The sequence below is a fragment of the Streptomyces parvus genome (assembly GCF_032121415.1).
Classification (GTDB): Bacteria; Actinomycetota; Actinomycetes; order Streptomycetales; family Streptomycetaceae; genus Streptomyces; species Streptomyces globisporus_A.
The window spans coordinates 662,551-674,761 of the sequence record NZ_CP135079.1 but is presented as its reverse complement, the minus strand read 5'-3'; the positions used below and the strand labels follow the sequence as shown (position 1 = coordinate 674,761).

Genomic DNA, 12,211 nt, shown 5'->3' with positions numbered 1-12,211 from the left:
CTCCCGGACCGGGCGGCGGGGAAGGAACGGTCCCAGGCGCCACGGAGACGCATCCGGAGACGGCGGTGGCCGCTAACCCGACCAGGAGTTTCACGGCGATTCTGGTTCTCTGCACCCGGGCAACTCTGCGGTGCGGCCCGGCCCCGGGGGACCGGGTGGGCGGGGAATGGCCCGCACGAGTGACCCGGTCAGCACGGCGCCCCGCACCGCGCTGACCGGGGTCCACTGACGTCCGGCAGCAACATCGGGAGTCAACGTGACCCATGATCACGGGGCTGGCCAGGGGTTTTGTGGCGGACCGGCAGCCGGGCCGCAGGCGGCGGCGACGTATGCTGCCGGGGCGCGAACAGCCGCGCACAGCGGCCCGCACGGCGACAGGAAGACCCTCGTGAAGATCGGTTGCATCGGACTGGGCGACATCGCGCAGAAGGCGTACCTGCCGGTGCTCACCGCCGTACCGGGGGTCGAACCGCATCTGCAGACCCGCACCCCCGCCACGCTCCAGGCGGTCGGCGACGCCCACCGCGTTCCGGCCGAGGGCCGTCACGAGACCCTCGACTCCCTCCTCGACGCGGGGCTGGACGCGGCGTTCGTACACGCCCCGACCGCCGTGCACCCGCAGATCGTGGAACGCCTCCTCGACGCCGGCGTCGCCACCTATGTCGACAAGCCGATCGCCTACGAGTACGCCGAGTCCGAACGGCTGGTGAACCTCGCCGAGGAACGCGGTGTCAGCCTCGCCGTCGGCTTCAACCGCCGTTTCGCCCCGGGTTACGCGCAGTGCGCGGAGCACCCGCGCGAGCTGATCCTCATGCAGAAGAACCGCGTCGGACTGCCCGAGGACCCCCGGACGATGATCCTCGACGACTTCATCCACGTCGTCGACACCCTGCGCTACCTGGCCCCGGGCACCGTCGACCACACCACCGTGCGGGCCCGGATCGTGGACGGCCTGATGCACCACGTGGTGCTCCAGCTGTCCGGCGACGGATTCACCGCGATCGGCATGATGAACCGGCTGAACGGATCGACCGAGGAGATCCTCGAAGTCTCCGGCCAGGACACCAAACGACAGGTCCTCAACCTCGCGGACATCGTCGACCACAAGGGCCGGCCCTCGGTGCTGCGGCGCGGCGACTGGGTCCCCGTGGCCCGGCAGCGCGGCATCGAGGCCTGTGTCCATGCATTCCTCGGCGCCGTGCGCCGGGGCGAGACGCTCAGCGCCCGGGACGCCCTGGCGACCCATGAGCTGTGCGAGCGGGTGGTCCGGGAGGCCCTGGAGCAGGCCGCCTGAGCGCCCGCAGCCCCTCGACGGCGCACAGCGCGGCGAGCGCCGCGAACGCCCCGTACACCGGCCAGTCGCCGAACCGGCCGTAGAGCGTCTCCCCGCGGGCCAGCGGCAGGTCGAAGACCTCCGCCGCGCTCGCGTCCGTGCCGAGCGGGCGGCCCACCCGCTCGCCCCGGGGCCCGTACGCCGCACTGATCCCGGTGAGCGTGGCGTGGACCATCGGGCGGCCGTTCTCCGCGGCTCGCAGCGCCCCCAGCGACGCGTGCTGCGCCGGGGCCCAGCTGTCCTGGAACGTCGAGGTGGCGGACTGCGCGACGAGCACCTGCGCACCGTCGCGCACCAGCCTGCGGCTCATGTCGGGGAACGCCGTCTCGAAACAGACCAGCGGGCCGATCCGCAGCCCGCTCGCGCCGTCCGGCAGAGCCATCACCACCTGGCGTTCGCCGCGCAGCCGGTCCTCGCCCGCCGCCTTGCCCACGGAGGTCGCCCACCCCAGCAGGGAGCGGGCCGGGACGTACTCGCCGAACGGGACCAGACGCATCTTGTCGTAGCGGCCCCCGGTCGGCCCGTCGGGACCGACGAGCACCGCCGACTTGAAGATTCCCGACCGCCCCGAACCATCCGTCTGCCGGGCGTCCACATTGACCAGCAGATCCGCGCCCACCAGACGGGACAGCTCCGCCAGCCGCCGAGCGGTCTCCGGGCGTTCCCACGCCTGCGCGCCGATGCTGCTCTCGCCCCACACCACCAGGTCCACGCCCCGGCCCGCCAGCGGACGGGTCAGCTCCTCGCCCCGGTCGAGGCGGCGCGCCACGCTCCTCGGCCCCTCCACGATCCCCGGCTGTACGACGGCGATCCTGACCGTGCCCGCGCTCTCGGGCCGGGGCGCCCAGGCCCACATCGCGGTGACGGACAGGGCGCACACCAGGAGCAGGACCCCGGCGGCCGTACGGGCGGGAGGAGCGGCGATCAAAAGGGCCACGCCGGTGTTCACCGCCAGCACCGACAGGCTCACCAGCCACACCCCGCCCACCGAGGCGACCCGCAGGGCGGGGGAGAACTCCCACTGACTCGCGCCGAGAAGCCCCCAGGGCCCGCCGAGCCCCTCCCAGGACCGGATCAGTTCGATCAGCAGCCACCCGGAGGGCACGACGACCACGGCGGCCACGGCACGCCGCGCGGAGGGGGAGCCGCCGAGGAGCCGGGACGCCAGTAGGCCCCAGGGGGCCCAGAGCAGTCCCAGCAGGGCGGCCAGCAACACGATGAAGACATGGAGGCTCGGCATCAGCCAGTGGTGCACGGCGATGACGAACCCGATGCCGCCGATCCACCCGTCCAGCACCGCGCGGCGCGGCGTGCGCGCCGTGCGGATCAGCAACAGCCAGGGGACCAGCGCCCCGTAGGCGAACCACCAGAGCCCCGGCGCGGGAAAGGCGAGCGCGGGCAGCGCCCCGGCGAGCAGAAGGGCAGCGGCCCGGGGCCAGGGGGACGCGAGCCGCCCGGCGCCGGTGGAGTCCCGGCCGCCTGCCGCCGACCCGGCTCCGGGCGTGCCGGAGCCACCGCTTCCGGACGTGTCGGCCGCGTTCCGGCCGACCTGGAGACGCCCGCCCTGGATGCGCATGCCGTGCCCTCCTCGGTCCTGCGCGGGCGGGCGATCGCCGTCACCGCGTCGACCCCTGGGTACCCAGTGTGGGGGAGGTGATCCCCGCCGGACACAGGACGCGGGCCGAGCGGGGCACGGCGGACGGCTCCAGCAGGTGGAGGTTTGACGACAGGCTCTACGGCCCCGGGGCCCGGCGCCACTTCTCGTGTACGGCGACCGTGCGGATCAGCCAGCCCGCCTCGGCGCGGTGCAGTGCGAAGGTGGAGCGGCCGCCGGTCACGAAGTCGGGCGCGGCGGCGCCCGACCGCCCGGCATCCGCCTCGCCCGGCGCGTCCGCGTCCGAACCGCTCGACGCCTGCCGGGCCAGGCACATCGGATTGAGGTAGTCGGCCCGCACCTCGGCCCGGTCGCCCGGGTAGCCGCCCAGATCCTCCAGGTCGATCCGGCGGTTGACGATCAGGTGCTGGCGTACGGGGAAGAGACGCATCGTCTCCTCCAGCCACCGGGCGACCTCGTCGGCCGGACCCTCCACGCCGCCCGCGCTCCGGTAGTCCGCCCGGCCGTCCGGGGTGAACAGGGCGCCGTAGTCCGACCAGGCCCCCTCGTCGACGGCCACCGCATATCCGGTGATCACCGCATCGATGGCAAGCCGGTCCAGCACGGTCGCGAGCGCCACACGCTGTGTCATCGGCCAAGTCTCGGTCACGCCGCCCGCCAGGCCAAGAGTCCTGCGTCCACAGGAGACGGAACAGCCTCAGCAGGGGACGACGGCGACCGGTCCCAGCGCGTGCGTGACCGCCGTCTGCGCCACCGGGGACAGCCCGAGCCCGAGCGACTCACCGCCCTTGCGGCGGCCGATCACCGTCAGGGCCGCCGTCGCCGACGCGGTCACCAGGGTGCGCGAGGCGGAACCGTTGACCGGCTCCCGGACGACCTCCACCTGCGGGTACTTCTCGTGCCAGCCCGAGGTCAGCTCGGCCAGCGTCCGGGCGGCGGACCCCGCGGCCTCCTGCCGGTCCAGGACGGGGCCGCCCGCGAGCATCGAGGAGAACATCGTCCAGCCGTGGACGATCCGCAGCCGGGCCCCCGGCCGGGAGGCCGCGGTGGCGAAGGCGAACTCCAGGACCGCCTCGCTGCTCTCGTCGGCGGCCACCCCCGCCACGATGTCGGTGAAGGCGTCCGCGTCCGCACCCCGGTCGTCGTCCCCCTCGGGGCGGTCGTCCTGCACCACGACGACGGGACAGCTCGCCATCGACGCGGTGGCGAGGCTGTTGGAACCGATCATCAGCGAGCGGAAGCCGCCGAGTCCGCGCGATCCGACCACGATCATCGACGCGTCCCGGCCCAGCGAGACCAGGGCCGCCGACGGGAAGTCCAGCGGGGCCAGCGTCGACGGCCGCAGCTCCGGGGCGATGAGCGCGCTCCGGCGTACCGACTCGGCCAGGAGCGCCTCGGCCTCGCGCCGCCCGGTCTCCTCGTCGACCTGCCGGGTGAGCGGGCGGACGTGGACGATCAGCAGCGGCAGCCCGCGCCGCACGGCTTCGCGCGTGGCCCAGTCCAGCGCCTGCCGGCTGTGCGTGGAACCGTCGACTGCGGCGATCACGGGAAGATCGTTGGTGGTCATGCCCCCGAGCGTACGTCGCCGGGCCGACAGCGCTCGTCCGTGGTGTCCTAGTCGTGGTTGTGGGTGGAGGAGGTGTCGTCCGGGGGCATGCTGCGCCCGCCGTCCCTGCCGCCGGCCACGACGGCGATCAGGGCCACCACGATCGCCACCACCGCGAGCCGGCCGCCCAGCCGCAGAGCCCACCCCGTACGGGCCCCGGCGCCCGCCCCGGGGCGGGCGGGCAGTTTCTCGGAGCGGCGGGCGGGCCGCAGCAGCCGCAGGAGCAGCAGGGCGGCGATCGGGAGCTGGAGCAGCCAGACGCTGGTGCGGAACCAGCCGTCGTACCAGACGTTGGTCCCGTACAGCAGGGTGTGCCAGACGCTGAGGACGTAGACGGCGATCACACAGCGGTGCAGGACCCGCCAGGTCTTGGGGCCGATGCGGTGGCGTACGTAGAAGAGCAGGCCGAGCGGGATCGCGAGGTAGAGCGCGGCCTGGCCGACGGGGATGGCGATCTGCCCGGTACCGGAGTCGTAGCCGCCGGGGACGAAGGCCTCCACGAAGGCGGTGGCGACGGCGGAGTTCCAGGCGGCCGTGTCGTGCCGGACCAGTTCCGCCGCGAAGAGCAGGGCGTGGGCCGCGATCAGGGCGATGGTGTTGAGGCTTGTGGTGCGGTGCAGGCGTTCCAGCCGGGGGCCCGACAGCGGCAGGCGGCCCGGCCGCGGTCCGGACAGCATCAGCCCGAGGATGACCGTGCCCCAGGCCCAGAGCAGGGCGGACCAGCCGAACGCCTGGCTGAGGAAGTACATCCAGAAGCCGCCCGCGTCGGCCATGAACGGCATCACGGTGACCGTGGAGGAGGTCTTGTTGCGGATGCGTATGTAGAGCAGGACGAAGACCGCCGCGGTGATGACGAGCGCCACCAGCCCGTCGGGCCACGAGGCCCGCAGGTCGGAGCGGAGCGTCGGCCGTCTCGGCTCTCCCGGCGGGCGGGGTCCGGGGACCTGGCGGTCGCCGGGTGCGGTGGTTACGGGCGCCTCGGCGGCCGCCGGTTCGGGGGCGGGGGGCGGGTTCGTCATGCGGCCTCTTCGGGGCGGGATGGGGGCGGGTGCGGCGGCCCCGGGCCACGAGGCGTACGCAGACGCGTTGTTGGAGCAGTCGGGCGGCGGGAGGGGAAAGTTCCCAGCAGTGCCATGTGACATGGATCACATGCAGTGCCGGTGGGGCAAACGAGGCGAACTCCCGTTGTTTCGGCATCTGGTGCTCTTCCCGCCCGGGTGGGTGCGGCTGGCACCATGGCTGCCATGGGAGCCGGAACCGCACTCCGACTCGGGCGCACCGCGCTGTTCGCGGTCGTGTGCGTCGCCGTGTCCGGGCTCGGCCACGCGCTGATGTCCGGCGCGTCCCTGCCCCTGCTCGTCCAGGCCGCCGCGCTGCTGCCGGTGTGCGGGGCGGGATGGTGGCTCGCCGCGCGGGAACGGAGCGCTCCGGCGACCGTCGCCGCCCATGTCCTGGGACAGGTGGGGCTGCACGCCTTCTTCTCCGGTGCCGGATCCTGGCTGCCGTCCGGCGCCGGCGCGCACCACGCGGGCGGTGGGCACCATGCCTCGGGTGCCATGGGCCACTCCGCGCACGAGGTCCCGATCGGCGGCCCGTCGGACCTGATGGGGCTTCTGGCCGCCTTCGACGGGACGCTGTTCACCCTCGGCATGGCCGTCGCCCACGCGCTGGCGGGGCTGGTCTGCGGCTGGTGGCTGTGGCGCGGCGAGGTCGCCCTCGCCCGGCTGGGCCGCTGCCTGGTGCTGTTCGTCCGCGCCCCGCTGCGGACGGCCTGGCGCCTGTGGTCCGCGACGCCGCCCGCCCCCGTGCCGCCCGCCCGGCGGCGCACCCGGCGCCGGGCCGGCCGCCGCCCCCAGGACCTTCTCGCCCTGCACGCCATCTCCCGGCGCGGGCCCCCGCTCTCCCTCCGCTTCCTCTGACCTCCATCCGCCCTCCGGCCGCTGTGCTCCGGAGGCGGTACGGGTGTGCGCCCTCGCACACCCGTGACAGGCATGCCGGTCCCCCCGGGCCCGCCCCAGCGGCGCGTCCGGCACGGAACCGGCCACCGGAGCCGGGCGACCGCTGCCGCGGCTCCGCAAGGACGCGAAGGACTGCTGTGACACTTCCTGCTCCCGCGCTACCGGCCGCCGCGCGACCCGCCGCCGTGGCCCGGACCGCCGTACGGCCGGCCGCCGCCGCATCACCGGCTGCCGCGCCGCCCGTCCGGCCCCCCGTCTCCCGGCCGCCGGTCCTCCGGGTGTCCGCCACCCGTCCGCCCCGTCCCCGGGTCCCGGCCGCCCGGCAGAACGACGGGCAGATCACCGACTGGGCGCTGGCCGCGGGCGGCGGGGACCGGGAGGCCGCCGACCGGTTCGTCCGGGCGACCTACGAGGACGTCCGCCGGTTCGTCGCCTATCTCAGCTCCGACGCCCCGGGCGCGGACGACCTGGCCCAGGAGACCTACCTGCGGGCGATGAGCGGACTGGCCCGGTTCGCGGGGCGGTCCTGCGCCCGGACCTGGCTGATGTCGATCGCGCGGCGCGTCGTCATCGACCGGCACCGGGCGGCCGCCGTACGCCCCCGGACCGCCGACACCGCGGACTGGCAGACCGCCGCGGAACGCGCCCAGCCCCGCCATCTGCCCGGATTCGAGGAGTCCGCCGCGGTGCTGGACGCCCTGCGCCGACTGGACCCGGCCCGCCGCCAGGCGTTCGTCCTTACCCAGCTGCTGGGCGCGTCCTACGAGGAGGCCGCGGCCGCCGCGGGCTGCCCGATCGGCACGGTCCGCTCCCGCGTGGCGCGCGCCCGCCGCGAACTCGCCGGACAGTGGCGCGCGGAACCGGCCGAACCCGCTCCCGGCGCCGCTCGCGGCGTGTCCTGCGGATCGTGACCGTGGCCACGGCGCCCGGTACGCCTTAGGGCGAGTCCGGCCCTGATCCGCCGGACACCCCCTGGGCGGCGTCCGCCCGGGATCCCTCGGGGGCCCGGGCGGTACGGCGGCGGAGCAGGAACACCGGCAGCAGCAGGCACTGGAGGCAGACCGCCGCCCAGAACCCCCGCACCGAGCCCGCCGCCTCCGCCGCCCCGTACAGCTGACCGCCCACCACCCCGCTCGCGAACGCGCCGATGCCCGCCGCCAGCCGCTGCCGCCCGAACACGCTCGCCGGGGCGGCGGCCGAACGGGCCAGCGCCTCCAGGTCGTTCTTGAAAAAGAGCACGATCTCCCCGAGGCACAGCAGCGCCCCGCCCACCGCGATCCCCGCGTGCCCTCCCGCGCCGATCGCCGCCATGCCCGCCGCCATCGCCCCGAACCCCCACCGCAACGCGGCCGGGTAGCTCAGCGCGGCGACCCGTTCCGCCAGCAGCGGCTGGGCGACGACGAGGAGGGCCGCGTACCCCGTCAGGACGGCCCCGTAGAAGGCGGCCGACGTCCGGGGGACCGCGTACAGCGCCAGGTAGTGCTGGAAGAACATGAACGCGTACACGCTGAGCACCGTCACGACGAACGGCGAAGGCCCCGGGCGGCGCGGAGCGTTCGCAACCCGGCCCGGAGCGGCGGACCGGGTCTCCTCGCCCCCGTCCGCCGCTCCCCGCGGCAGCAGGGCGTGCCCGGCGCCGACGAGCGCGAACAGTACGGTGACGCAGGAGAACAGCACCCCGGGCGAGCCCATGACGAGGGGCGCGGCGGCCGGAGGGCCCAGCGCCATCCCCGCGTTGAACGCCGAACCGCTCGCCGACAGCAGCCGGGGGCGGGCCGTGCCGGGCGCGCCGTCCACCAAGTACGCCTTGTTGGCCGGGAGATACAACGCCGCACCCGCCGACACCAGCAGCAGTGCCCCGACCGCGAGGACCGGACTGGTCAGCCCGGGTACGAACGCGGCGAACCCCGCTGTACGCAGCGCCAGCGCCAGCAGCATCGCCCGCCGCAGCCCGATCCGCCCGGTCACCGGGCCCGCGACCGCGCCCCCGGCGAACTGGACCAGCGAGGCGACGGCCAGCACGAAGCCGACCGTGCCGAGCCCGAGGCCGAGCCGCTGGTGCAGCAGCACCGACATGTAGGGCAGCACGGCGAAGCTGCCCAGCGTGATCAGGAACGAGCCCGCCAGCAGGAACCGCTGGGGGCCGGTGAACCGGGGCCGTGCGTTCGCCCGTTCACCGCGCACCCGGCGCTCCGGGGCGCTTTTCGGCCGTGGGCCCGGCACCACCCGGCCCTCCTGCGGACTCGGCTCTCACGGCTCGTCCGCGATGACGACCGGGCGGACCCGGACGGCCGCGCTCCACGCCCGGTGCTGGGCCAGCTCCGCCGTCCGCCCCTCGGCCAGCACCATGCCCGTGCAGCCCCGCTGGTCGCCGACGTGGACCACGCTCTCGCCGGGCTCGCGCACCGGGAACCACTCCACCGCCCCGGGAAAGGCGGCGAGTTCGTCGAGCCCGAGCCAGCCCTTCAGCACCCCGGGCCGCTCCGGGTACACCAACACGAAGCCGTACGCGGGGCCTTCGGTGTCGAGCGGGGCGTCCAGCAGCGCTGGACGGAGGCCCAGGGCTTCGTCCATCATCGCCGTGTAGACGTTGGTCCGCAGCGTGCGGCACAGCACCTCGCCGACCAGTGCCCCGCCGATCCTCCGGTTGATCTCGACCAGTTCGGGCCCGTCGGCCGTCAGGATGAACTCCACATGGGCGAAGCCCCGTTCATGCCCGGCGGCCGCCAGGACCCGGCCCGCCCACGCCTCGATCGCGGCCCGGTCGGCCTCCGGCAGCGCCACCGGGAACGCCGCCGCCTCCTCCCGTACCACGGCCGCCCGGGACGTCTGGCGGCTCAGCACCCCGAGCAGCCGGGTGGTCCCGGCCCAGCTGAGGGTCTCCGCGCTGTACAGCGGACCGGCGAGGAACGCCTCGGCGAACAGCGTTCCCGTCAGGCGCTGTTCGGCGGCATCCGCCAGTGCCCGGTGCAGGGCCTCCTCGTCGGGCGCGATCCACACATGGCGGGACGAGGTGCCCGCCGAGTCCTTCAGGACCGCGGGCAGCCCCACTGCCCGCAGCACCTCCCCGGCGCCTTCGGGACCCGGCGGGACAGTCATGGCCGTACTGCGGCTCAACCCGTGTGCGTGGAGCGTCTCCCGGACCCGGCGCTTGTCCCGCAGCAGCGTCACGGACTCCGGGTCCGGCCCCGGGAGCCCCCGTTCGCGGGCCAGTTCGGCGGCCGGCAGGCTCCAGGTGTCCGTCGTGTTGATCAGCCCGGCCAGGTCCGGCACGGCGTCCAGCGCCCGCCGGACGGCGTCCTGGTCCCACGTGTCGACATCGACGACGTCCAGCGCGTCCGGCGGCAGCACCGCCAGCTCGTGCCGGTAGACCGCACGGTCGCCGGTCAGCAGGCACAGCCGGTGGCCCGCCTCCGCGGCGGCCGCCGCCATCCGTCCGAGGCCGAAGGACAGGGACTCCAGTGCGACGATCGTCATGGCAGCAGCTCCACGCTCGGTACGGAGGAAGGGGAGGGGGACGCGGACGGGGAGGGGACATCGCCCTCGGAGGGCCAGGCGCCCTCGGCGGTCCTGGCGGCCTCCGGAGCGGCGCGCCCGGCCCACTCCATCACCGACCACGGCGGCCGCAGGTCGTCCGGCGAGACGATGGTCCGGGGCCGCAGCCCCGCCGGGTCCAGGGCCTCGGCGTGCCGGGCGAACACCCGCTCCGCGTACCGGTGTCCGGTGTCGGCGCCCAGCACCAGATGGAGCCGCCCGGGCTCGCGGGCCGCCTCCCAGGAGGCCGTCAGATGGGCCGCCCCGGTGGAGAGACCCGCGAACACCGCGTGCTCCCGCAGCAGTCCGACCGCCCCGGCCATCGCATGGCGGAAGTCCAGCCAGTGGACGGTGTCGTACAGCTCGTGCCGGACGTTCCCGAACGGGATCGAGCTGCCGATACCCGCGATGATCGCCTCCGGGTCCTCGAACCGCTCGCTCCCGAAGGTCACACTGCCGAACGGCTGGATGCCCACCAGCCGCACCGACCGCCCCGACTCCCGCAGCGCACGCGCCAGTCCACCGGTCGACGCACCCGTGCCGACCGCGCCGACCACCGTCAGCGGACCTTCCGGCAGCGCCCCCGTCAGCAGCTGTGCGAACTCCCGGTAGCCCTCGTGGTGAACCCCGTCGTGGTACTGCCGCATCCAGTGGAAGTCGGGCCGTTCGGCCAGCAGCCGGCGCACATGGCGTACGCGCAGCTCCTGGTCCAGACGCAGGCTCTGCGAGGGCGGCATCGCGTCGACCGTCGCGCCGAGGATCTCCAACTGCGCCCGCATGGTGGCGTCCACGGTGGTGGAGGCGACGATGTGGCAGCGCAGCCCGTAACGGTGGCAGGCCATGGCGAGGGCCAGCGCGTAGATGCCGCTGGAGCTGTCGACCAGGGTCTGCCCGGGGACCACCCGGCCTCGGCGCAGCAGCGAGCGGACCGCGCCGAGGGCGGCGTACACCTTCATCGTCTCGAAGCGGGCGAGGACGACGTCGTCGGTCAGCCGGATCAGGTCCGGGGTCTTCACCGCGTCGGTGATGTGGTCGTGGACCGTCGCGGCGGGGACGCTGCGCGGACGGGCGTCCGCCCCCGCCCTCACTTGCGCCGCCCGCGCACGATGAGCCGGTCCGAGCGCTGGTCGTAGCCGGACGCGTCGAACCCGCCGAAGCACTCCACGTCGGTGAAGCCCGCGCTCTCGAAGAGGGCGTGCAGCTCGGCCGCCGAGTAGAGCCAGGAGGTGATGGAGGCGGTGCGGGCCGTCGTGCCGCGCACCAGCGTCCAGTCCGTGCGCAGGCGCCGCCAGCTGTCGAGGACGGTGTCGCGTTGGACGACATAGGAGCCGTCGGGCAGGTCGACCGCCTGCGGCCGTCCGATCCAGCCCGCCAGTACCTCCTTGCCCATCACGTCCACCAGCAGCTGTCCGCCCGGCGCGAGGCTCTCATGGGCGTTGCGCAGCACCTGGAGGTTGTCCTCGGCCTCCTCGAAGTAGCCGAACGACGTGAAGACGTTCAGGATCACGTCGAAGGCGCCCGGCTCCCGGTACGTGAGCATGTCGGCACGTTCCAGCCGGACCGCGGCGCCAGCCGCGTCGCAGGCGGTACGGGCGCTCCCCAGCATCGACGGGGAGAGATCGACGCCCGTCACCTCGTACCCGCGGCCCGCCAGCGGCACCACGAAGAGGCCCGGGCCGCAGCACAGGTCCAGGACCCTCGTGCCCGGTGGGAAGTCCAGCAGCGGAGAGGACGCGACCAGGGCGGCGGCGGACTCGGCCCGTGCCGGTGGGAACATCGTCGCGGCGAAATCCGACCAGAGCGCGTCGTCCTCGTACCAGTGCATGCCTCGCGGTCTCCTCCCGGGCCAGGGGCCCCGTGGGTGTACTGCGGCGGTCATCCCGGCGGCCGCCCCGTCGTCAAGGCCGCCGCTTCCGTCACCGGGAGGCCGTCCGCACCCGGTGTCTCTCCAGTAGTCGGCCGCCCCGGCCGGGAAGTTCCCGCGCGATCACCGGCCGGCGTCGGGGGCCCGTGCCGGGAAGCCTCACCGGAGGTTCCCGGCCGGTGTGCAGGCGACGTAACCGGCGTTGTTCGCCCGGTGTCATCCCTGGGTAACGGGCCTTTCCTAGATTCGGGAGCAACCGCCGCCCGCCCCGCGTCCCTCCGGGAACGCCCGCCCCCGAAGG

The 12,211-nt window shown here is 74.5% G+C and carries 11 protein-coding genes; 3 read left to right on the top strand and 8 right to left on the bottom strand.

What is annotated here, in order from left to right; all coding sequences use genetic code 11:
• Positions 1 to 388 precede the first annotated feature (388 nt).
• A complete protein-coding gene (locus RNL97_RS04075; RefSeq protein WP_030588307.1) occupies positions 389 to 1,294 on the top strand; it encodes a Gfo/Idh/MocA family protein in 906 nt (301 codons plus the stop codon).
• On the opposite strand, the gene lnt is transcribed toward RNL97_RS04075, so the two are convergent.
• The 4 genes from lnt to RNL97_RS04055 all read right to left on the bottom strand — a co-directional run bounded on the left by lnt (position 1,218) and on the right by RNL97_RS04055 (position 5,573).
• The gene (gene lnt, locus RNL97_RS04070; RefSeq protein WP_313750386.1) at positions 1,218 to 2,909 is read right to left on the bottom strand and encodes an apolipoprotein N-acyltransferase; all 1,692 of its coding nucleotides are present in this window, start codon (positions 2,907 to 2,909) and stop codon (positions 1,218 to 1,220) included. The genes RNL97_RS04075 and lnt overlap by 77 nt on opposite strands.
• A 157-nt stretch (positions 2,910 to 3,066) precedes the next feature.
• Entirely contained in the window at positions 3,067 to 3,579 is a 513-nt protein-coding gene (locus RNL97_RS04065; RefSeq protein ID WP_030588313.1) for a nuclear transport factor 2 family protein, read from the bottom strand.
• Positions 3,580 to 3,645: 66 nt separating this feature from the next.
• Positions 3,646 to 4,515 (bottom strand): universal stress protein, encoded by an 870-nt coding sequence (locus RNL97_RS04060; RefSeq protein WP_243313369.1) that lies wholly within the window; start codon positions 4,513 to 4,515, stop codon positions 3,646 to 3,648.
• 47 nt (positions 4,516 to 4,562) lie between these two features.
• Positions 4,563 to 5,573, bottom strand: a complete 1,011-nt coding sequence (locus RNL97_RS04055; protein ID WP_030588320.1) for a ferric reductase-like transmembrane domain-containing protein — start codon at positions 5,571 to 5,573, stop codon at positions 4,563 to 4,565.
• Positions 5,574 to 5,798: 225 nt separating this feature from the next.
• On the opposite strand from RNL97_RS04055, the gene RNL97_RS04050 reads away from it, so the two are divergent.
• Entirely contained in the window at positions 5,799 to 6,473 is a 675-nt protein-coding gene (locus RNL97_RS04050; RefSeq protein ID WP_030588323.1) for a hypothetical protein, read from the top strand.
• A gap of 317 nt (positions 6,474 to 6,790) precedes the next feature.
• Positions 6,791 to 7,423, top strand: coding sequence for a sigma-70 family RNA polymerase sigma factor (locus RNL97_RS04045; RefSeq protein ID WP_313750385.1), 633 nt, complete (start codon positions 6,791 to 6,793; stop codon positions 7,421 to 7,423).
• Positions 7,424 to 7,448: 25 nt separating this feature from the next.
• On the opposite strand, the gene RNL97_RS04040 is transcribed toward RNL97_RS04045, so the two are convergent.
• The 4 genes from RNL97_RS04040 to RNL97_RS04025 all read right to left on the bottom strand — a co-directional run bounded on the left by RNL97_RS04040 (position 7,449) and on the right by RNL97_RS04025 (position 11,871).
• On the bottom strand, positions 7,449 to 8,696 hold the full coding sequence (locus RNL97_RS04040) for an MFS transporter (RefSeq protein ID WP_030588329.1): 1,248 nt from the start codon (positions 8,694 to 8,696) through the stop codon (positions 7,449 to 7,451).
• Between the two features lie 66 nt (positions 8,697 to 8,762).
• Positions 8,763 to 9,989 carry an ATP-grasp domain-containing protein gene (locus RNL97_RS04035; RefSeq protein ID WP_313750384.1) on the bottom strand — a complete coding sequence of 409 codons (1,227 nt, stop codon included), beginning with the start codon at positions 9,987 to 9,989 and terminating at the stop codon, positions 8,763 to 8,765.
• Complete coding sequence (locus tag RNL97_RS04030) at positions 9,986 to 11,134, bottom strand: pyridoxal-phosphate dependent enzyme (protein ID WP_030588335.1); 1,149 nt, start codon at positions 11,132 to 11,134, stop codon at positions 9,986 to 9,988. Before RNL97_RS04030 ends, RNL97_RS04035 begins: the two co-directional genes overlap by 4 nt.
• On the bottom strand, positions 11,131 to 11,871 hold the full coding sequence (locus tag RNL97_RS04025; RefSeq protein WP_030588338.1) for a class I SAM-dependent methyltransferase: 741 nt from the start codon (positions 11,869 to 11,871) through the stop codon (positions 11,131 to 11,133). The genes RNL97_RS04030 and RNL97_RS04025 overlap by 4 nt, the downstream gene beginning before the upstream one ends.
• Between the last annotated feature and the right edge of the window lie 340 nt (positions 11,872 to 12,211).

Excerpts from the sequence above, each read along its gene's own strand:
- RNL97_RS04035 (WP_313750384.1), bottom strand. The coding sequence starts at position 9,989 with ATGACGATCGTCGCACTGGAGTCCCTGTCCTTCGGCCTCGGACGGATG.
- RNL97_RS04060 (WP_243313369.1), bottom strand. The coding sequence starts at position 4,515 with ATGACCACCAACGATCTTCCCGTGATCGCCGCAGTCGACGGTTCCACG.
- RNL97_RS04065 (WP_030588313.1), bottom strand. The coding sequence starts at position 3,579 with ATGACACAGCGTGTGGCGCTCGCGACCGTGCTGGACCGGCTTGCCATC.
- RNL97_RS04050 (WP_030588323.1), top strand. The coding sequence starts at position 5,799 with ATGGGAGCCGGAACCGCACTCCGACTCGGGCGCACCGCGCTGTTCGCG.
- RNL97_RS04055 (WP_030588320.1), bottom strand. The coding sequence starts at position 5,573 with ATGACGAACCCGCCCCCCGCCCCCGAACCGGCGGCCGCCGAGGCGCCC.
- lnt (WP_313750386.1), bottom strand. The coding sequence starts at position 2,909 with ATGCGCATCCAGGGCGGGCGTCTCCAGGTCGGCCGGAACGCGGCCGAC.
- RNL97_RS04025 (WP_030588338.1), bottom strand. The coding sequence starts at position 11,871 with ATGCACTGGTACGAGGACGACGCGCTCTGGTCGGATTTCGCCGCGACG.